The 20,730-nt window shown below is 51.3% G+C and carries 14 protein-coding genes; 13 read left to right on the forward strand and 1 reads right to left on the reverse strand.

The features are described 5' to 3' along the window. Positions 1–173: 173 nt before the first annotated feature. Genes HFE64_04850 through HFE64_04860 form a run of 3 tightly spaced genes read left to right on the forward strand, consistent with a single transcriptional unit; the run spans position 174 to position 6,748 of the window. Positions 174–3,926 (forward strand): phosphoribosylformylglycinamidine synthase, encoded by a 3,753-nt coding sequence (locus HFE64_04850; GenBank protein ID MCI8632792.1) that lies wholly within the window; start codon positions 174–176, stop codon positions 3,924–3,926. Between the two features lie 15 nt (positions 3,927–3,941). Further along, a complete protein-coding gene (locus tag HFE64_04855; protein ID MCI8632793.1) occupies positions 3,942–5,717 on the forward strand; it encodes an aminopeptidase P family protein in 1,776 nt (591 codons plus the stop codon). Between the two features lie 17 nt (positions 5,718–5,734). Next, entirely contained in the window at positions 5,735–6,748 is a 1,014-nt protein-coding gene (locus HFE64_04860) for a hypothetical protein (GenBank protein ID MCI8632794.1), read from the forward strand. A 121-nt stretch (positions 6,749–6,869) separates the two neighbouring features. Here HFE64_04860 and HFE64_04865 read toward each other — a convergent pair whose 3' ends face one another. Then, positions 6,870–10,262, reverse strand: a complete 3,393-nt coding sequence (locus HFE64_04865; GenBank protein MCI8632795.1) for a S8 family peptidase — start codon at positions 10,260–10,262, stop codon at positions 6,870–6,872. 151 nt (positions 10,263–10,413) lie between these two features. Here HFE64_04865 and HFE64_04870 point away from each other — a divergent pair, with 151 nt between their 5' ends. The 10 genes from HFE64_04870 (at position 10,414) to HFE64_04915 (ending at position 20,710) form a co-directional block, all read left to right on the forward strand. Then, the gene (locus tag HFE64_04870) at positions 10,414–11,151 is read left to right on the forward strand and encodes a hypothetical protein (GenBank protein ID MCI8632796.1); all 738 of its coding nucleotides are present in this window, start codon (positions 10,414–10,416) and stop codon (positions 11,149–11,151) included. 27 nt (positions 11,152–11,178) lie between these two features. Further along, complete coding sequence (locus HFE64_04875; protein MCI8632797.1) at positions 11,179–12,636, forward strand: nicotinate phosphoribosyltransferase; 1,458 nt, start codon at positions 11,179–11,181, stop codon at positions 12,634–12,636. Between the two features lie 217 nt (positions 12,637–12,853). Next, entirely contained in the window at positions 12,854–13,720 is an 867-nt protein-coding gene (locus HFE64_04880) for a rhomboid family intramembrane serine protease (GenBank protein MCI8632798.1), read from the forward strand. Between the two features lie 17 nt (positions 13,721–13,737). Beyond that, entirely contained in the window at positions 13,738–15,006 is a 1,269-nt protein-coding gene (locus tag HFE64_04885) for an AI-2E family transporter (GenBank protein MCI8632799.1), read from the forward strand. Beyond that, complete coding sequence (locus HFE64_04890; protein ID MCI8632800.1) at positions 14,987–15,751, forward strand: glycerophosphodiester phosphodiesterase; 765 nt, start codon at positions 14,987–14,989, stop codon at positions 15,749–15,751. Before HFE64_04885 ends, HFE64_04890 begins: the two co-directional genes overlap by 20 nt. A 3-nt stretch (positions 15,752–15,754) precedes the next feature. Then, entirely contained in the window at positions 15,755–16,699 is a 945-nt protein-coding gene (locus HFE64_04895) for an aldose 1-epimerase (protein MCI8632801.1), read from the forward strand. An 18-nt stretch (positions 16,700–16,717) separates the two neighbouring features. Continuing rightward, complete coding sequence (locus HFE64_04900; GenBank protein ID MCI8632802.1) at positions 16,718–17,419, forward strand: response regulator transcription factor; 702 nt, start codon at positions 16,718–16,720, stop codon at positions 17,417–17,419. A gap of 18 nt (positions 17,420–17,437) precedes the next feature. Beyond that, positions 17,438–18,964 (forward strand): cell wall metabolism sensor histidine kinase WalK, encoded by a 1,527-nt coding sequence (locus HFE64_04905; GenBank protein MCI8632803.1) that lies wholly within the window; start codon positions 17,438–17,440, stop codon positions 18,962–18,964. A gap of 4 nt (positions 18,965–18,968) precedes the next feature. Then, positions 18,969–19,355 (forward strand): hypothetical protein, encoded by a 387-nt coding sequence (locus HFE64_04910; GenBank protein MCI8632804.1) that lies wholly within the window; start codon positions 18,969–18,971, stop codon positions 19,353–19,355. After that, complete coding sequence (locus HFE64_04915) at positions 19,352–20,710, forward strand: hypothetical protein (GenBank protein MCI8632805.1); 1,359 nt, start codon at positions 19,352–19,354, stop codon at positions 20,708–20,710. Before HFE64_04910 ends, HFE64_04915 begins: the two co-directional genes overlap by 4 nt. Positions 20,711–20,730: the final 20 nt, after the last annotated feature.

Raw genomic sequence — 20,730 nt, forward strand, 5'->3', positions numbered from 1 at the left:
CGGCGCAAATATCGAATTTGCGCCTGTGATAAAAGCTATTAATAGGATATGCGGCCCGGAGAGGAAAAGTACTTCAAAAGCTTTACACAATGCGGGCTGCATGATATAATTTGGAATGCAAATGATGAACGAGACTAAGCGGATGGCTTGGATTAAAAATGAGGAGGTACAGCATGTCTGTCAGACGGGTATATGTGGAGAAAAAGCCTGGGTTTCGGGTGGAGGCCACAGGATTATTAAAGGACTTAAAAGATAATCTGTATATGAAGCAGCTGGAGGAAGTACGCATTCTGCATCGATATGATGTAGAGAATCTCTCGGAGGAGGTCTATAGGCAGGCAATCGAGCGGATTCTGTCAGAGGCTCCGGTAGACGAGGTCTATGAGGAGGCCATGCCGGAGGATGTGAAGGGATGTTTTGTTTTTGCCGTAGAGTATTTGCCCGGTCAGTATGATCAGCGGGCTGATTCAGCAGAGCAGTGTATCCGTATTTTAAAGGCAAGCGAAGAGCCGGCGGTCGCCTGTGCAAAGGTATATGTGCTAAAAGGCACCTTATCAGAAGAAGAACAGCAAAAAATTAAAAGCTACTGCATCAATGCGGTAGATTCGAGAGAAGCTATGCTGGAGAAGCCGGCTACGCTCAAAATGGAATATGCCCTGCCGGATCACGTTGAGGTGCTGGAGGGATTTACTGCTAAGAGCGAGCAGCAGATAGAGGAACTGCTCAAAACGCTGGGGCTTGCTATGAGCAAGGCCGATCTTTTACATACGCAAAGCTATTTTCGCGATGTAGAAAAGAGAGAGCCCACTATCACAGAAATCCGCGTGCTGGACACCTATTGGTCGGATCATTGCCGGCATACGACCTTTGCCACAGTGATCGAAAACGTACAGATCGAGAACAGCCCTTTGACGCAGCCGATCCGGCAGGCGTATGAGCAGTATAAGGCAGGCAAAAAGGCACTGGGCCGCGAGGATAAGCCCGAATGCCTGATGGATATCGCCCTGATGGCTATGCGGGAGCTCAAGGCAGCCGGCAAGCTTGAGGATCAGGAAAAGTCAGACGAGATCAATGCCTGCAGCATCGTAATTCCCGTGGATGTCAATGGCTATGAGGAAGAATGGCTGCTCATGTTTAAAAATGAGACGCATAATCACCCGACTGAGATCGAGCCGTTTGGCGGCGCAGCGACCTGTCTGGGCGGCGCGATCCGCGATCCGCTGAGCGGTCGCTCCTATGTGTATCAGGCAATGAGAATTACAGGCGGTGCAGATCCTACGGCCGCAGTGAAGGATACAATCAGCGGCAAGCTGCCACAGCGTAAGATCGGCCGCGAAGCGGCAAAAGGATACAGCTCCTATGGAAATCAGATTGGCCTTTCCACCGGATATGTAAAGGAAATCTATCATCCCGGCTATACGGCGAAGCATATGGAGCTGGGAGCGGTGATGGCGGCAGCGCCAAGAAGCAATGTGATCCGTGAAAAAGCGGAGCCCGGGGATATTATTATCCTTTTGGGCGGACGTACAGGCCGAGATGGCTGCGGCGGTGCAACGGGATCCTCCAAAGCGCACACCGAGGAATCGATTCATACCTGCGGTGCTGAGGTGCAGAAGGGAAATCCTCCGACCGAAAGAAAGCTGCAGCGCTTATTTAGAAATCCCAAAGCAAGTCATTTGATCAAAATCTGTAACGACTTTGGCGCCGGCGGCGTATGCGTGGCAATCGGAGAGCTTGCGCCCGGCCTGAATATCAATTTGGATCTGGTGCCTAAGAAATACGCAGGTCTGGACGGTACAGAGCTGGCTATTTCTGAATCGCAGGAGCGCATGGCCGTAGTAGTGGAAGCGAAGGATGAGGCCGAGTTTATGCGCTATGCAGCGGAGGAAAATCTGGAAGCGACGGTAGTGGCCAAGGTGACAGAGCAGGCCAGACTGGTGCTGCACTGGCATGGACAAACGATTGTGGATATGAGCCGTGAATTTTTAGATACCAATGGTGCGCCCAGCTATACAGAGGTGATTGCGGAGGCGCCGGCAGAGACGATGCCGGAAAGCCTGCCAGAGGCGGCCGCTCAGAAAGAAGGCTTTGCCGAGCAGGTCAAGACCGTGATGTCAGATTTGGCTGTATGCAGTCAGAAGGGGCTGGTGGAGATGTTTGATTCCTCCATCGGTTCTTCGACTGTGCTGATGCCGTTTGGCGGAAAAAGACAGATGACGCCTATTCAGACAATGGCGGCGAAGATTCCTGTGGAAAATGGGGAAACCAAAACAGCTTCTCTCATGGCATATGGATATGATCCCTATGTGTCTTCCTGGAGTCCTTTCCATGGCGCGATGTATGCGGTTGCAGAGTCCGTTGCGAAGATTGTAGCTGTGGGCGGAGATTATAAAAAGATTCGGTTTACCTTCCAGGAATTTTTTGAGCGGATGACCAATGATTATACTAGGTGGGGAAAGCCCTTTGCTGCTCTTTTGGGAGCCTATAAAGCGCAAATGGATTTAGGCCTTCCGTCTATCGGCGGAAAGGATTCGATGTCGGGCAGCTTCAATGAAATTGACGTGCCGCCCACCTTGGTATCGCTGGCTGTCGACACGATCACCACAGATGAAGTTATCAGCCCTGAATTTAAAGAGGCCGGTCATCCAGTGGTGCTCTTAAGCGCGGAGCTTGATGAGGATAAAACAATTCGATTTGATCAGCTTACAGGCCTGTATGATCAGGTGCTTGCCGCTATGAAACGCGGGCAGGTGTATGCTGCGTATGCGGTGACGGCCGGAGGCGTGATCGAGGCCGCTGCGAAGATGGCGATGGGCAATGGCTTTGGCTTTACCTTCCGTGAGGAAGCTGCGGATATTCTGGCGCAGGCGCCGACATATGGAAGTCTGGTGGTTGAAACCACAGATGAGGCATTGTTAAAAGAAGGAACGGTGCTTGGAACGGTGACGGAAGAGGCTGTATTTGCGCTGGGCGCGGAGACCATCAGCCTGACAGAGGTAGAGCAGGCTTATACAGCGCCGCTGGAAAAGGTATATAAAACGCAGGTGCCGGCTGCTGAAGGAGCCGGAGACGCGCAGCTGTTTACGGTGCAGGATAAGAAAGTATATGCCGGTAATAAACAGGCGGCAAAGCCGAGAGTATTTATTCCGGTATTTCCGGGAACTAACTGCGAATATGATACGGCAAGAGCCTTTACGCTGGCCGGAGCTGAGCCCGATGTATTTGTATTTCGCAATCTGACGCCGCAGGATATTGAAGAGTCTATTCAGCAGATGGTGCAGCGGCTTAAGCAGGCGCAGATTCTGATGCTGAGCGGCGGATTCTCCGCGGGGGATGAGCCCGAGGGTTCCGGCAAGTTTATCGCTACGGTATTTTCTAATGAAAAGGTGCGGCAGGCTACGATGGAGATGCTGCAGCAGCGTGATGGTCTGGCGCTGGGAATTTGTAATGGCTTCCAAGCGCTGATCAAGCTGGGGCTGGTGCCGTATGGTGAAATCAGACCATTAACAGCAGAGGCGCCTACGCTTACCTACAATACGATTGGCCGCCATGCTTCCTGCATGGTGCGTACGCGTGTGACTTCTAATCTGTCGCCATGGCTGAGCAGCAGTGAGGCGGGCGATGTGCATACGATTGCCATCTCTCATGGAGAAGGCCGTTTTGTAGCTTCTGAGGAGATGCTGCGGCAGCTGGCGCAGCAGGGACAGATTGCTACGCAGTATGTGGATGCGCAGGGGCAACCGACGATGGACATTGCTCATAATCCGAATGGTTCCATGTGGGCCATTGAGGGTATTACATCGCTGGATGGCAGAGTGCTGGGCAAGATGGGCCATTCCGAGAGAATCGGCAACAATGTGGCAAAAAATATACCCGGTAGGAAGGATCAGCAGATCTTCCAAAACGGAGTTCGGTATTTCTTATAAATCAGGAGGGATTGTATGACAGTCGCAGAAAAAATAGCCTGCCTTCGTCAGATCATGGCAGAGAAAAATGTGGATACCTATATTGTGCTGTCTTCTGATGCACATCAGAGCGAATATGTGGGCGGATATTGGAAGGCCAGAGCCTATATCAGCGGTTTTACCGGGTCAGCCGGCACGGTAGTCATCACGAAGGACAAGGCTGCATGCTGGGTGGACGGCCGTTATTTCCTGCAGGGGGCAGAGCAGCTTTCCGGTACGGAAATTGAGATGATGAAAATGGGCGAGCCGGGCGTACCGACTTATGAGGAATGGGCGATCGAAGAGACGCCGGAGCACGGCGTGATCGGCATTGATGGCCGTACGATCGGATGCGCGCAGGTGGAGGCGCTGCGGCCCCGCTTGGAAAAGAAGCAGCTTACGCTGTCCTGTCAGGACGATTTGATCGGCATGGTATGGACGGACCGTCCCAGCTTGCCGATGGATCCGATTTTTGATTTGCCGGTAGCGTTTACCGGCGAGAGCCGGAAGGAAAAATTGGCGCGTCTGCAAAAGCATATGGTGGAGCTGGAAGCGGATTATTATCTGCTGGCATCGCTGGAGGATTCGGCTTGGCTGCTGAATTTCCGCGGGCATGACATCAGCGGCACACCGGTAGCGTATGCGTATACGCTGGTGGGAATGAAGAAAACGGTTCTGTTTATAGAGGAGGCGAAGGTGCCGGAGGAGATGCGGCAGCTGTTTGCGCAGGATCAGATTGAGGTGCGCCCTTACGGTGAGCTGCCGGCATATTTGCAGAGCCTTCCGCAGAGCACGGTGGCCTGCGATCCGAAGCTGATTAACCAACTGCTGATGGAGAGCATTCCGGGTGAATGGAAGATCGTAAAAGAGAATGATGCCGTGATTCAGATGAAGGCGGTCAAAAATGAAACGGAGCGCGAGAATATCCGCAAGGCGCATGTAAAGGATGGCGCAGTGATGGTGCGCATGCTGAAATGGCTGAAGGAGACCGTGCAAAAAGAAACGATTGATGAGGTAGAGGCGGCGGAGCATCTGGATCAGATGCGCTGCGAGCAGGAGAACGGTCTGGGAATCAGCTTTGGCACGATCGCAGGGTATGGACCCAATGGGGCGATTGTGCATTATGGACCGCAGAAGGAGACCTGCGCTAAGCTAAAGCCGGAGGGATTTTTGCTTCTGGATTCGGGCGCACAGTATAAAGAGGGAACGACGGATATTACGCGCACGATTGCACTGGGACCGCTTACGGAAGCGATGAAGCGCGCGTACACGCTGGTGCTGAAGGGTCATTTGGCGCTGGGGCATGCGGTATTTCATGAGGGAGTCACCGGTACGCATCTGGATGTGCTGGCGAGGACGCCTCTGTGGGAGCACGGCATGGACTATAAGCATGGAACGGGGCATGGCGTTGGCTTTGTGCTGGGCGTACATGAAGGGCCGCATAGTATTTCTTCTGGAATCAATACGACCAAGCTGGTGCCGGGAATGCTGGTGTCTAATGAGCCGGGCTATTATGAAACGGATCAGTTTGGCGTGCGGATCGAAAATCTGGTTATGGTAAAAGAGAAGGAAAAGACGCAGTGGGGGCAGTTTTATGAGATGGAGACAGTAACGCTGTGTCCCTATGAGAGAGAGGCCATTGATAAGAGTCTGCTTACTGAAAAGGAGATTCAGCAGATCAATGCTTATCATGAGCGTGTATATCAGACCATAGCGCCGCTGCTTGATGAGGAGACAAAAGACTTCTTGAAGGAGCAGACGAAGGCCATTTAAGGAGCAGGAGGACGGGCATGAAACGGGTGCGGTATTTGCTGCGCGTGATACACGAGTGCAGAATGCAGCAGTTTTGGCAGGCTGTAGGCAAGGTCTGCAGGAGAACGGGCAGATCAAAGCTTAGAGTGGCCGGCGATATGTTTCGCTGTGCGCTTCGGTATGGAGCCGGGTATCATGATTATCTGATCTATGAGTTTGAGCATATTAACCGGCAGGGCCGCAGAACGTATTTGACAAGGATTCAAAATAAAAAACTGATCAGCTTGGTTAACAACCCGAAGTATGTGATGGTTTTTGAGGATAAAGCAAGGTTTTCGCGGTGTTTTTCGGAGTATTTAGGCAGGGAGTATCTGCTGATGGAGGATGCATCGGAGGAAGAGATCGAGGCTTTTCTGCAGAAGCAGGAGGTTGTATTTGCAAAATCCAGAGAAGGCGGCCGGTATATGGAGCGTCTGGTGGTGAGCGAATTTGAAACCGTGCATAAGCTGGTGCATTATGTGATGAATCCGATTAAAAATTTTACGGTACTGGAAGCGCAGGTGCAGCAGCATGAAGCCGTTGCAGGTTTGTATCCCTGTGGAGTGAACTGTCTGCGTATGGTAACGCTGATCGATGATAATGGAGCGCCGCAGTGCTTATATGCCGTACTCAAAATGGGCAATGCCGGACGCTGGACGGATAGCCGCCGGGAGGATAGCCTGGTGTGTCCCGTGGATCTGGAGACCGGGCGTTTAAAAGGAAGGGCATATACGCCGGATATGCAGAGCTATGAACAGCATCCATATACGGGGGCTGTCTTTAAAGACTATGAACTTCCTTATGTTTCCGAGGCCATCAAGCTAGTGAAGGAGGTAAGCCTGATTGTGCCGCAGATGCGGTATATGGGCTGGAATATTGCGCTGACGCAAACAGGACCCGTTTTGATGGAGGGCGTGCCGTATCCCGAATATGATTATGGACAGCTTCCTGAATTTACGCAGGAGCGCAAGGGGCTTTTGCCTCAGATTCAAAAGTATGTAAAAGGTATGTAGAAGGTATGTAGAAGAAAAGGAATGGCGGAAGGATTTCCACTATACACAGGTTCTGGGAACCGGGTGGTGAGAATCCTTCCGCCTTTTTATCGTCCATTTCCGCCGGTGGCGGCTGGAAAGCCTATACACAAAGAGAAATATCGAGAGATCCAAATCCCCACTGTTCGTTGGGATAGCGCATATCCAGACGGCGGGTCGCGCAGCGGATGAGCTCTGCCTGCAGGGTAAGGGTGTTGGTCTCCAGCTGATTGCCCTGTACAATATTGCGCTGCAGGATAAGTGCGGCAGCGCCGGAGGTAAGGGCTGCGGCCGCACTGGTGCCGGAGATGGCGCGGTAGGAATCGCCGGCTGGACCGTAGATGCCAACGGCCGGGGCTACGATGGTGGGACGGGGGCTGCCATAGCGGTTAGGACCGCGGCCGGAGTTTTCATAGATGCTGTTATTGAGCGGCTGATATCCGCCGATGCTGAGAATGCTTGGCTGCGTCCCCGGGCTTGTAATGGTGCCGTTTGGCTGCGGCCTTAAAAAACGCGTTTCAGGCAGGCTGAAGTTTTGGATGGGGAGCCAGATGTTATAATTGCCGGTGATCACGGCATCTCCGTACACGTGGAGCTTCCAAATGCCGGCCGTGGGGGCGTCAATGCGCACATAGGCAGAAGGACAGCCCTGATTGTAATAGCGAATGGAGACGCGCGAGGTTTCGCGCGGCAGCTGGTACTGGTTGAGCCGGACAGCAGAGCGCGGCAGGCGTTCAACAATGCCGCCAACCGGTGAGTCAAGGGAAAGGCTGAAAAGATCAGGACTGTATCCCCAAATATTCAGCAGAACCGAGGACTCTCCTTCTGCGACAAAAAATTCAACGGTATCATCATCAGAAAGACGGCCGGAATAATGCTTACCGGCGCTGGCCTCATTGCCGGCGGGGGCAACAACGCACACACCGGTTGCATACGCGAGACGGCCAAGATAGGAAGAAAGCGGGTCATTGATTTCATGGGATCCCAGATTGGTGGCGAATGGCAAAAGGATCACGAGGGGGCGGTTAAGCTCACCGGCCCTTTTAAGCAGATATTGAATCCCCAGCGTGATATCTGCCGAGCTGTAAGCCTCGGCAGACGCAGGGATTCCATAAAACTGCCGCAGATTGTTTTTGGCCGGCCGCAGCTTAACGCAGAGCAGGTCGCTGCCGTAAGCAGCGCCGGAGAAGCCATTTTCCGGATCCGGCTGCCCGGCGGCAATGCCGGCCACATAGGTGCCGTGTCCATTGGTATCGGTAAGAGGCAGCGGGGTATCGCTGTCCAAGGCCTCCTGAATTTCGTCACGTGTATAGATGCGGTCCTGCGTTTGATCCCAAACGCCTTCCAAAATGGTCTGATTGCCGGTGCGAAGAAAGGCTGGATGCCGATATTCGATGCCTGTGTCGAGGATGCCGATCAGGACACCGGAGCCATCCAGCGGATTAAGGGGCCGCCTAGTCACAGGACCGATGCCCGTGACTTCCAGCGCAAGCTGGTTGGAAAATACCTGGTTCATATTGGCAGCGGCCAGTCCATATACAACTGGGATCTGGCGCTGGCCAAAAAAGGAATAGCTGCTGGCAGGGTCGCTCCCAGGCGGCAGGCGGTAAAAGTTCAGATACTGATCGGTGCCGAGATTGATGCGGCACTGGTTTTCAAGGCCGGGCGTGTTGGCGTCGGTGATCAGATCCAGATAGTTTTCATCGGTGACGAGGTCAGCGCAGGATTCGGGAGCCTGCGCAAAGACGGGAATAGCGGCGGATGGTTCGTTATAGCTCTGGACAGCGGCCTCAAAAGCGCGTGCGAAGCAAAGCGTTCCATATCCAAAATCTGGATTGGGGTACGAACGGGCCGGGCTCCTTTGCGCGCCCTTGAGCAGATAGGCCTTGAGGCGCTGGCCATAAAGAAAGAGATCATGACCGCGTATAATCCCCCATTCCATAAGGAGTGCGGCACAGCCGCAAACAAAAGGGGCGGCCATGCTGGTGCCGGAAAGATTTTGATATCCGCCGCCGGGCCAGCAGGAGGTAATATTGACGCCGGGAGCGGCTAAATCGGGTTTGATAGCGTTGTCTGTGCGTGTGTATCCCCGGCCGGAAAAATCGGCGATGGCATTGGTGGCGGCATTATAAGCGGCCACACTGATAGGACGGATGGTAGTGGAGGGCAGGGTAATGGTGACGGATTCCTCGGGAGTAAGAAAGTAGGTTTGGCCGCGCTGAGCCTCGGAAGCGGTCATCCATATATTGCAGCGGCCGTCTACGATCTGGCCGGTCTGCAGCGTGAGCGTCCAGATGCCGGAGTTCATGGGAGCTCCGGTGAGCTCAACCAAAATGGAAGAAGAAGCGGTATAGGGGGAGGGAGGACTGTTGTAGACTGCGATTTCTGTCCCCTGCAGGCGGCCGTGGAATACATAGCCGCCGGTGAAGATTTGTCCGGTGGTGCTGCCGTTTGGAGAGGTAATACCGATGGTAAGCTCATCGGAGAAATTTTTCCAAAGCTGAAGGGAGAGGGAGGACTGCAGGGGGCCAACGCGAAACTCCAAAGTCTGTGTTTGTTGAGCGGTCAGAGAAGGTGCTGCGTGAAAGCGGGCATTGCCCTGATTGCCGGCAGCTACGATGATGCTGGTAAGCCCTCTGGTAGCCATATCGTCTATGTAGGTTTCAAAGAGAGAAAAACCATCGTGGCCGCCGTCGTTGGTGCCGAGGCTCATGTTGATGGCCAGAGGACGGCCGGCAGCGGAAGCGGTCTGAATGACAAATTGCAGGGCGCGCATCAGGGAGGTGGTTTTGGAAAATCCATAGCCGTCGCTGTTAGCCAGTTTGACGATTAAAAGCTCTGCCTGAGGAGCAGCGCCGACATAGCGGCCGTTGGATGCCCGGCCGTTTCCGGCGGCAATGCCGGCCACATGGGTGCCGTGGCCTAGCGTATCGCGTGAAGGGACGAGCAAAGGATCGGTGAGCGCTTCATTGATCATCTGCTGCGTATACAGACTTCCAGTGCGAAAACCAGGAGGAGGCGGCTGTGTGCCACCGGTTTGATCCCATAGATACAGGATGCGGCTGCTTCCATCGGGAGAAATAAAATCGGGATGCGTATAATCGATACCGGAGTCAAGAATAGCGATGAGCGTGCCCTCGCCGTAAAGCTCGATGCCAGAGAGGCTGCGCGTAGGCTCGATACAGGTATCCAGCAGCTGTGCCTCTGAATTTAGGATCAATCCCTTTGGTTTTTCGAGATATTCGATTTCTATAAAATGAAGAGCGGCATCAATCTGAGCGGCGCTAAGCTCCATGATGGCGTATTGCTCTGTTAAAATTTCTGGTGGCGGAGCGCCGAGCTGATCAGCAACGCGGAAGAGATCGCCATGATATCGGACGATGATTTCCCATAGCTTGGCAGAGGGATCATATCCAACCTTCAGCGTTTGCGATTCATCCAGTTCCGTTTCATTCAGAGAGAGAGCCATGCTTAAATCGGTGTCAAGTTGAGCCATTGCAGCGGCCTCCTTGTAATTATGTTGATAAAGTATATGCGGCAGGGAGAATTTTTTATGAAAAATTCAGGTTGACAGGTGACAAGACAGCTCCTATAATAACACTGAATGGTGACGGACTCACATAGAGAGAGACAGGAGGAAGAGGAGTATGACGCAGCAGGAGCAGCTGCTTTTGGCCGCGGAGCGAGCCAGAAAACGACTGCGCCAAGGGATCGGAACACAGAGCGAGCGTATGGTACATAGTACGGTAAAATATTTTCTGGAACCGGATGAAAGCTGTCATGAGGTAAAAATCGGCTCTTATGTAGCCGATATTTTTCAGAAGGACTGCGGCCGCATCATAGAAATCCAGACAAAGGGGTTTGACCGTCTGAGGAGTAAGCTGGAAAGCTTTTTAGAAGACTTTGAGGTTACGGTCGTTCATCCAGTCATTCGAGAAAAGTATCTGTGCTGGGTTCATCCTGAGACCGGAGAGATTGTCTCCCGGAGGCGTTCACCAAGAAAGGGCAGTGCGGCGGATATTTTACCGGAAATTTACTGTCTGCCTAAGCTGCAGAACCATCCCAATCTAAGCTTTATGGCATTGATGCTGGATGTAGAGGAATACCGGATGCTGGATGGATGGGATCAGAAGAAAAAAAGAGGCTCGCACCGGATGGAACGTCTGCCGCTGGCAGTTGGCGGAATGGTGCTGCTGAAGGAAACGGAGGATTACGCAGCTCTCCTGCCGGAGCTTTCAGAGGGGTTTACCAGAAAGGAGCTGGCACAGGCGGCGCATTTGTCTGCAGGAGCCGTTGCCCGTGCCGTACGAGTATGGGAACGCGCAGGCGTCATTTCTCAATGCGGAAAAAGAGGCCGGCAGTATATTTATCAGCGAGAGGCATAGGAATGCCATCGCGAATGGAGGAAAACAATGTTTACAGACCAAAATATGACTTTATTGACGGATCTTTATCAGCTGACCATGATGCAGGGCTATTATAAATACGGCAAAAAGGATAAAACGGCCGTATTTGACCTGTTTTTTCGTGAAAACCCGTTTCATGCCGCTTTTTCTGTCACAGCGGGATTGGATCAGCTGATTGACTATATAGAGGGGCTTCATTTTACGGATGAGGATATTGCGTATCTGGAAAGTACGCATATATTTGAAAAGGAATTTCTGGAATACTTAAAGGATTTTCATTTTACAGGAGAGATATATGCCATTCCGGAGGGCAGCATTGTATTTCCGGGAGAGCCGCTTGTGCGCGTAAAGGCGCCGATCATTGAGGCGCAGATGATTGAAACTACGATTTTGTGCTTGATCAATCATCAGAGCCTGATTGCCACAAAGGCAGTGCGTGTTAATTGGGCGGCCAAGGGAGATCCGGTGATGGAATTCGGACTGCGCCGGGCACAGGGACCGGACGCCGGCACGCTGGGAGCCAGAGCGGCAGTCATCGGCGGATGTGTGGGAACCTCCAATGTGCTCTGCGCACAGCTATTTGATGTCGCTCCTAAGGGGACGCATGCGCATAGCTGGGTGATGAGCTTTGATACGGAGATTGAGGCTTTCAGAGCGTATGCAAAGCTGTTTCCGGATATGTGCATTTTATTGGTCGATACGTATGATACGCTGGGCTCTGGTGTGCCGAATGCGATTCAAGTGTTTAAAGAGATGCAGGCGGCCGGAATTTCTTCTAAATTGTATGGAATTCGTTTAGACAGCGGAGATCTGGCTTATCTTTCTAAGGAAGCGCGTAAGATGCTGGATGAGGCTGGGTTCAAGGATGCTATCATCTCAGCATCCAGTGATTTGGATGAATATTTGGTGAGGGATCTTAAGCTGCAGGGAGCACAGATTAGTCTGTGGGGTATTGGTACAAAGCTGATTACAGCGCAGGACAATCCTTCCTTTGGCGGCGTGTATAAGCTTTCGGCAGAGGGAACGGACACAGGAGAGCTAAAAGCAAAAATTAAGCTTTCGGATAATCCGGCCAAGGTGACGAATCCCGGATATAAGAAAATTTTGAGAATTTATGATAAGGCAACTGGAAAGCTGAAGGCAGACTTGATTACGCTGGAGGAAGAAACCTACAGTGAAGACGAAGCGCTGACGATCTTTGATCCAACAAATACATGGAAAAGGATGACATTCAAGGCGGGCAGCTATTGTCTTCGGGAAATGCTGGTGCCGGTATTTATAGATGGAAAGTGCGTATATGAAAGACCGAGTGTCAATGCGATCCGCAGCTATTGCCAGCAGGAGCTGGAAACGCTGTGGCCGGAGAGTAGACGGCTGGTTAATGCACAGACAATTCCGGTGGATTTGTCAAAGCCTTTGTATGATCTGAAGCAGAGCATGCTGCATCAGTACGGAAAAGAATAAGATATAAAAAGAATGCTGCAACGCTGGTATCCATCAGCGCTGCAGCATTCTTTTTAATACGCAGAGTTCTTCGTTTTGCAGAGCTAGCCGTTTTAAATAAGAGGGAATGGGTTATTCTATTCACTGAATCGAGAACATGAAATTAGGAGTGGAAAAAAGTAGCAGGAGGGGTTATAATATAAAAGGGAAAGTAGTTCTTATAGGAGGAATGGTAACAATGTGGATGGATAAGCTGGAACGAAAATTTGGCCGCTTTGCGATTCCAAATTTGATGAAATATATTATCTTCGGCAATGTGCTGGTTTATATTTTAACGCTTTGGCAGCCGAATGCATTGCTGTATATGGCGCTGCTGCCGGATGCTGTTATGCAGGGAGAGGTATGGCGGCTGCTTACCTTTATTTTTATCGCGCCCACAGGCAATGTTTTGCTGACGGCGCTTTCGCTGTATTGTTATTATTGGATCGGCGGCGCACTTGAAAATGCATGGGGCGCTTTCCGGTTTAATTTATATTATTTGATTGGTGTGCTGGCTACGATTATCGTTTCTTTTATTTTTAAGGTACCGGGCGTGCCCACCTATATCAATCAGACAATGTTTTTAGCTTTGGCGTCTTTGTATCCGGAAGCGCCGATCCGTATGTTTTATATTATTCCGATGAAGGCGAAGTGGGCCGGGATTGTAGGTGCTGCCTCTTTGGCCTATGACTTTATTATTGTTGGATCGATTGCGCCCAGCATTCGCTGGCTGATTCTGGCATCCCTGGTCAATTATATGCTGTTTTTCCTGCCGCTTGTTTGGCAGCGGATTAAAAATAAACAGAGAAGAAGAGCCTATGAGAGTCAGATTGCGCGCGGGCGCGCCTCGAAGGCATCATCAGAATACCGGCGGGCCGGACAGAGGCCGGCGGCCCATAAAGAGGAAACGGGAAAGATTATTAAAGGGGTAGCGTTCCACCGGTGTCATGTGTGCGGTATCACCGATGTGGATGATCCGAATATGACATTCCGGTATTGCTCACAGTGTAACGGAAATTATGAGTATTGTGAAAATCATTTGCATAATCATGAGCATGTTCAGTAAATAAGGAGGAAGAACCAATGCGTCTGCCGGAGGAGCATGAGAGCTTTAAAGAGCGGGTGACGATCGTAAGCCGGATGATCTTTTTGGTGATCGTGGGCACATTGCTGATGACCTTTATCATCTATCGGTTTAAAGATGTGAAAGAAATGGTGGATGGAGTCGGCAGTATTTTAAGTCCGATTTTTTATGGAATTGCCATTGCGTATCTGCTGGACCCGATATGCAAGAGTCTTCAGCAGCGGTTACTGCCCTTGCTGAAGAAAAGGGCTAAGGGAGAGAAGATTGCAAAAGGACTCTCCATCACCATCGGCATGGCGATTGGGATTGCGCTGGTCGCAGTTTTGATTGGCATGATCGTACCGGGCCTCATGGAAAGTATTACGACGATTATTGAAGAGATGCCCAAGCAGGTAGAAAATTTTATTCATTGGCTGCAGCAGACAGCACACGGCGATACGCAGGCAATGGAGACATTCAGCACGGTCATCGCCAAAGCAACGGATGCCGTAGAGGACTGGCTTAAAACCGATCTGGTCTCCACAATGGGCAATGTTGTGACAGCAGTTACAACAGGCGTAATTGATGCAGTTATGTTTGTCTTTAATTTTCTGGTGGGTCTTGTGGTTGCTGTGTATGTGCTGGTGGACAAGCAGAAGTTTCTGGGGCAGAGCAAAAAACTGGTATACACCATATTTAAGCCTAAAACAGCGGACACAGTGATCGACACAGCGCGGCACGGACATAAAATATTCGGCGGATTTTTGTATGGAAAAATTCTCGATTCAGCCATCGTAGGGGTGATCACCTTCATTGTGCTGACCATTTTAAAAACGCCCTATGCATTGCTGGTCAGTGTGATCATTGGCGTTACCAATATCATCCCCTTTTTCGGGCCCTTTATCGGGGCGATTCCTTCGGCGATTCTGATTTTGTTGGCAGAGCCCATACAGGGTCTGTATTTCATCATTTTTATTATTGTTATGCAGCAGATCGACGGCAATATTATCGGACCGAAGATTCTGGGAAATACAACGGGCATATCGGAGTTTTGGGTAACCTTTGCCCTGCTCCTGTTTGGCGGTATTTTCGGATTCTTAGGCATGATCGTAGGCGTACCGCTGTTTGCGGTTGTATATTATGTGGCTGTACTGCTGATCAATAAGCAGCTGGAGAAAAAGCAGCTGCCTACAGATTCAGCATTATATCGCGAGGCAGAAAATATAGAAGATTTAAGAAAACGGCAGCAACAAGAGAAAGGAGAGCAAAATGAAGATTTACGGACATAGGGGAGCCAGTGGGCATGCGCCCGAAAATACGATGGAGGCCTTTGAGCTGGCGGCAAAAATGGGAGCGCATGGAATTGAACTGGATGTGCAGCTGACCAAGGACCATCAGCTGGTGGTCTTTCATGACGGCAGCATGAAGCGCACAGCCAGATGGAACAAAACAACGGAGGAAGGCAAGCAGGGGGATCCGGTTGAAGGCATGGTCGGAGACTATACGCTGGCACAGATTCAGGAGATGGAGGCTGGCAGCTGGTTTGGCGAGACCTGGCGCGGCGCTCGGATTCCGACGATGGAAGAGGTATACCGCTGGATGCAGGGAAACAAGCTGGAGGTCAATATCGAGATCAAGGTTTCTGATAACAGGTATTTTGCTGAATTGACAGAAAAAACATTGGCGCTGGCGGATCGCTACGGAGTCAGCAGCCGCCTTCTCATTTCTTCTTTCTGTCATCCTGCGCTGGCGGAGAGCCAGAAACTTAAACCGGAGATTCCTACCGGGATTTTATATTCCGAGCTGTTTTATCGGCCGGAGGGATATGCGCAGATCGTAGGAGCTAAAGCGCTACATCCTCATTTTAAGCAGATCACGGCAGAGGATATACAGAGAAGCCATGAGACCGGCGTGATGGTCAATGTCTGGACGCCCAATACCGAAGAGGAGCTCGCGGACTGTATGGCGATGCAGGCAGACGGCATTATTACCAATTATCCCGATCGTGCGTTAGCGCTTAGCCGGGGAGAGTGAGCAATGAGAATGCGATGGGAAGGCTATGAGGCGATAAAGCTTTGTGCCGCTGGATATACAGTGATGGCTGTGCCGGAGCTGGGTGCTCAGGTGATTTCTTTGGAGAAAAATGGGGTGCCCCTGCTGCATGCGCCTGAAAACAGACAGGCGCTGGAAAAGGCTTCGACATCCTATGGACTGCCGATTTTGTTTCCGCCCAATCGTATTGACGGCGGCCATTTTCAGGCGGGCGGCCGTGAGTATGATTTTCCGGTTAATGAGGCGGCACGAGGAAATTCGCTGCATGGCTTTTTGCACACAAGACCATGGCAGGTAGGGGAAATTACAGAAAATACGATGACTATGCAGTATGAAGCCACAGAGCAGAGTGATTTTTATGCCTATTATCCGCATGCCTTTAAAGCCGTGCTGCAGTATACGCTGGATGAAGATGGACTGCATCAGCTTGTCACAATTGAGAACAGGAGCGATCGGCCTATGCCGGTTGGCCTGGGCTTTCATTCTGCGTTTGCGGTTGATGCCGAGAGTCGTGTCCGCATTTCGGCAGGAAAACGGATTTTAATGAGTGAACGCATGCTGCCGACAGGGGAAGTGAGAGCGCTCAGTGAGCAGGAGCAGAGACTGCGAGCAGAAGGGCTTGCGGCGACGGCATGGGCTATGGACGATCATTATACAGCAGAGCCGCTGGCCCCGTCAGGATTTCATGGCGCTGTGGTTGAGCGCAGAAAAGGCCGGGTATTTTATGAAGTAGACCCCTTCTATCAGCATTGGATGATCTGGAATGCAAATCAGGAGGGAAGCTTTATCTGTCTGGAACCGCAGAACTGGCGCGTGAATGCGCCTAATCTGGCAGCCCAGGGAGTCAGCGATGAGGAAACAGGATTTTGCATGCTGGAAAGCGGCAGGAGCCTGCAGGCAAGAGCAAGAATTTGGATGGAAAACAGGTAAAAGGAAAGGAGTATCGGCATGTATGAAAAGATACTCGTAGTAGATGATGAAGTGAGCATTGTCGATATTCTGAAATATAATTTAGAAAAAGAGGGCTATCGGCCGATTCCTGCGTATGATGGCTATGAGGCGATGCAGCTGTTTGAAAAGGAGATGCCGGCGCTGGTTATTTTGGATGTGATGATGCCGGGGGCAGACGGCTTTCAGGTGTGCCGCAAAATCCGTGAAAGCAGTAATGTACCGATTATTATGCTCACAGCGCGCGCCGAGGAGATGGATACTGTGCTGGGACTGGAAATGGGCGCAGATGATTATATGACAAAGCCCTTTAGTATGCGGGAGCTGATGGCCCGTATCCGCACCAGTCTGCGGCGCTACAGTGCGCTCACGCAGCAGGGTGAAGGCGGTAATGAGTCTTTTACGGCCGGAGAGCTGATTTTGGATGTAGACCGGTTTGCGATTCGCAAAAGAGGAAAAACCGTTGATTTGACGCAAAGAGAAACGGAGCTGCTAAAGTTTTTTATGAGCCGCCGCGGTCAGGTGTTTTCGCGGGCGGCGATTTTGGAACGGGTCTGGGGCTATGAAGCGCTGGGAGATGAGCGGACTGTCGATGTCACAATTCGGCGGCTGCGGGAAAAGATTGAGGATGAAGCCAGCGCTCCGGAATATATCTTAACGAAACGAGGCGTAGGCTATTATTTCAATGATAAAATGAGATAAGGGAAGGGAGAGCAGCGTATGGGCAGCATCAAATGGAAAATGGCCAGTCTGTATATGATCCTGGTTGTGACCGTATTGGTCGGATGCGGTACGCTGATCTTATTTAACCTAAGAAGTAATGCATATGAGGACGCCTTTAAAGAGCTTGAATATACAGCAGAGCGAATCGTAGATGTGCTGTCTACGGAGAATTTGACGCGCGGCCAGGAACCGCAGGAGATTTTTGGGGAAATCTTAACGGCTTTGATGCTGGAGTCCATGAATACAGATGTCATGGCCATCGGCGGAAAAGCCGTCTATCTTTTAGACGAAGAAGGTCAGCTATTATACAGCCGGGAAGGAGAGCTGACGGATGCAGTGCTGGCCTCCCGGGCCGTCATTGATGTGCGTATGGGCAGTTCTATGCAGGAGCTGTATATCCATACGGCTTATGACGGACAGGAAAAGGTTGCCGATTATGCGCTGCGCTTTGAGCTTGCGCAAAGCGGAAAGGCGTATATTATTTTGATCCGGCAGTCGGTGGGCACCATACAGGAGAGCTTAAAAAATGCCGCCTATACCATCTTTATCAGTACTCTGCTGGGAATCGTGATTGCCGGCGTGCTGGGATATTTTTTAGCAGTCAACATATCAGGGCCTATTTTGCGGCTGACAAGAAAAACTCAGGAGCTGGCCTCCGGCAATCTGCAGATTGCCGAAACGGAAAATGCAGATCTAAAGACAGAGGGCGATGAATTGGCTCATTTGGAGCATCATTTTGATCATATGGCGCACGAGCTTTCCGGGATGATTTTGGAGCTGCAGCAGATGGAGCAGATGCAGAAGGATTTTGTGGCGAACGTATCCCACGAGCTGCGGACACCTATCACAACGGTAAAAAGCTATGTAGAAACGCTTTTGGATATGGAGGCAGAGGATCCCCAGCTTGTCAAGCGGTTCTTATCCGTGGTCAGTCAGGAATCAGACCGGATGGCTATGCTGATTGCTGACCTGCTGGAGCTTTCTAAGCTGGACTCTCATCAGATAGAGCTTGTCAAAGAGCCGGTAGAGCTTGGCGAGCTGCTGCGCGACAATCTGCAGCGCTGTGAATGGGAGGCGAAAAAACGCAGTCAGTGCGTCCGCTGGATTGCGGACGGGGAAGACGGCGATAAGGCGGAGCGCATGAACGGGTTGCCGGCGCTGCCGGAAGAGTTTTGGGTGCCAGGAGAAAAACGGAAGATTGAGCAAGTATTTAGAAATTTGCTGACTAACGCGATGAAATACAGCCCGGACGGAGCGATGATTGAGGCGGGCATCTATGAGGAGCAGGGCGAGGTCAGGGTGGTGATCCGGGATAATGGCGTTGGCATTAGCGCAGAGGATCAAAAGTATATTTTTGATCGCTTTTACCGGGTGGATAAAGCTAGATCAAGATCGATGGGAGGTACGGGACTGGGCCTTTCTATTGCGAAGGAGATGATGGAGCTGCACGGCGGCCGGATCTGGGTTAAAAGCGAGCTGGGAAGGGGCAGTCAGTTCTGGCTGGCATTTCCTAAGGAGGGATGAGAGGATGAGAAGCGGCGTGGCGTTTTTGCTTGTGACGCTTATACTGCTGATGGAAGCAGGATATGGAGCGCAGGAGCTGAAGGAATACAGTACGCTGGAGAATCAGACGTTTATAACAGGAAGCGCAGAGGAGGGTACGCCGATTATCTGTAACGTATATGTAATGGAGGATGAGGCGGCGCTGCTGTATCATTCGGAGCAGGAAGTGAAAGAGAGCGGTCTATATGAGCTGACAGTACCGCTGCCCGTGCTGGGGCGGCAATGCGTGGTAGTACAGGTGGGCGAGCAGACGAGTACGTATATATATCATCGGTATCGTAAGCAGCTGGCACAGGATTTAAAAGGATATTATCTGAATATTTATGAAGTGCTGGAAGGAAGGCCGCGATGAAGCGTTCAATCAAAACGAGAACATATCTGACAGCGATTGCGCTGCTGTTTGTGCTGGCGGTCTATCAGATGGTTTTGATTTTCTGGGAGATGCCGGGCGGAGGCAGCGGTGAAAAGCAGAGGGATGAGCAGGAGCTGCTGAGTACGAATTTGCTGCGGCCATATGTGATGTACATTACACTGGGCGGCAGCGAAAGGGGCAGCTACGCAAGGTTGGATCAAGAGGATGAAGGCTTTGAGGCTGTGTTTGAACAGGGATATGAGGTTCTGGAGCGGCTGTGGAGAGAGAAAGGCCAAGCGCTTTTGATTTCGGAGGAGGCACTGCCATGGGAAAGGGAAAAATGTATTTTTACTTACACCTTTCAGCCGGATACTGTTTTGATAGAGGCGCAGCTGACGGACGCCGAGACTGTTCTTCCGCAGGAAAGCTGGCAGGAAATCTGGATTCTGCCTTCGCAGTCGGCTTCGCAGCCGGTTGAGATATATTTTATTAACGCACAGTCCGAGCAGTATGCTAAGCTTGCGGGGGACGGCGGATGGCGCTGGGAGGAAAATCAGCACCTTTTGGATATTTTGCTGCAGCAGGGGACGTTACTTAAAAAGGAGCATTTGGCAACAGACTGGGCATGGCCGGGAGCGTTTGAGCAGGCCGGCTATGTGCTGGAGCAGACGCAGAGGGAGACGGCCTATCGGGTAAAAGCGGAATCTGCCTTTTTACTGGACGGAGAAATGAACAGGGAAAGAATGCAGCAATATGCCATGCAGTTTTTTGAATATCCGGAAACGGTATCCACGAAGGAAACCGATAATACGATGCTGTATATCAATGAGAAGATGACGGTGAAAATCGATGCTTCGGGGAGGCTGCAGTATGTGGAAACGCTGACAGATGCGGAGAAGGAGCAGATTCCGATGCAGGAAGCGTATCAGCTGGCGGTAGAATTTTTGCAGCAGGATATAGAACGCTCTCAAACAGGAGATGTACAGTGCGTATTTTCCGGCTGCGAGCGTGCAGGTGGCAGCTATGTATTTTATTTTAACTATCTGATACGGGGGATCCCCTATCGGATGGAGCCGGTGAAGACGGTAGAATGGCGGATGGAATTTCCTATAAAGATCACGGTCGAAGGCAAAAGGGTTAGACGGTATGAACGGTATGTCATTGATATAGAGGTTGAAAAGGATAGCGCTTATGAGCTGCAGAGCACGTGGCTTGATGCGGTGGATCTGCTGGAGAAGAGAAGCTGGAGGCTGAAAGAGGCTCCCAGGCTGACCTATTATTTATCGGGAAACCGGCTGGTACTGCAATGGGAGGCAGAGACCAGAGAGGGAAGGGCATGGACGATGGCCAGTTGATTTTATAACGGCAGAAAAGA

The sequence above is a fragment of the Lachnospiraceae bacterium genome, from assembly GCA_022794035.1.
Lineage (GTDB): Bacteria > Bacillota > Clostridia > Lachnospirales > Bianqueaceae > CALWPV01.

Excerpts from the sequence above, each read along its gene's own strand:
- HFE64_04850 (MCI8632792.1), top strand. The coding sequence starts at position 174 with ATGTCTGTCAGACGGGTATATGTGGAGAAAAAGCCTGGGTTTCGGGTG.
- HFE64_04855 (MCI8632793.1), top strand. The coding sequence starts at position 3,942 with ATGACAGTCGCAGAAAAAATAGCCTGCCTTCGTCAGATCATGGCAGAG.
- HFE64_04860 (MCI8632794.1), top strand. The coding sequence starts at position 5,735 with ATGAAACGGGTGCGGTATTTGCTGCGCGTGATACACGAGTGCAGAATG.
- HFE64_04865 (MCI8632795.1), bottom strand. The coding sequence starts at position 10,262 with ATGGCTCAACTTGACACCGATTTAAGCATGGCTCTCTCTCTGAATGAA.
- HFE64_04870 (MCI8632796.1), top strand. The coding sequence starts at position 10,414 with ATGACGCAGCAGGAGCAGCTGCTTTTGGCCGCGGAGCGAGCCAGAAAA.
- HFE64_04875 (MCI8632797.1), top strand. The coding sequence starts at position 11,179 with ATGTTTACAGACCAAAATATGACTTTATTGACGGATCTTTATCAGCTG.
- HFE64_04880 (MCI8632798.1), top strand. The coding sequence starts at position 12,854 with ATGTGGATGGATAAGCTGGAACGAAAATTTGGCCGCTTTGCGATTCCA.
- HFE64_04885 (MCI8632799.1), top strand. The coding sequence starts at position 13,738 with ATGCGTCTGCCGGAGGAGCATGAGAGCTTTAAAGAGCGGGTGACGATC.
- HFE64_04890 (MCI8632800.1), top strand. The coding sequence starts at position 14,987 with ATGAAGATTTACGGACATAGGGGAGCCAGTGGGCATGCGCCCGAAAAT.
- HFE64_04895 (MCI8632801.1), top strand. The coding sequence starts at position 15,755 with ATGAGAATGCGATGGGAAGGCTATGAGGCGATAAAGCTTTGTGCCGCT.
- HFE64_04900 (MCI8632802.1), top strand. The coding sequence starts at position 16,718 with ATGTATGAAAAGATACTCGTAGTAGATGATGAAGTGAGCATTGTCGAT.
- HFE64_04905 (MCI8632803.1), top strand. The coding sequence starts at position 17,438 with ATGGGCAGCATCAAATGGAAAATGGCCAGTCTGTATATGATCCTGGTT.
- HFE64_04910 (MCI8632804.1), top strand. The coding sequence starts at position 18,969 with ATGAGAAGCGGCGTGGCGTTTTTGCTTGTGACGCTTATACTGCTGATG.
- HFE64_04915 (MCI8632805.1), top strand. The coding sequence starts at position 19,352 with ATGAAGCGTTCAATCAAAACGAGAACATATCTGACAGCGATTGCGCTG.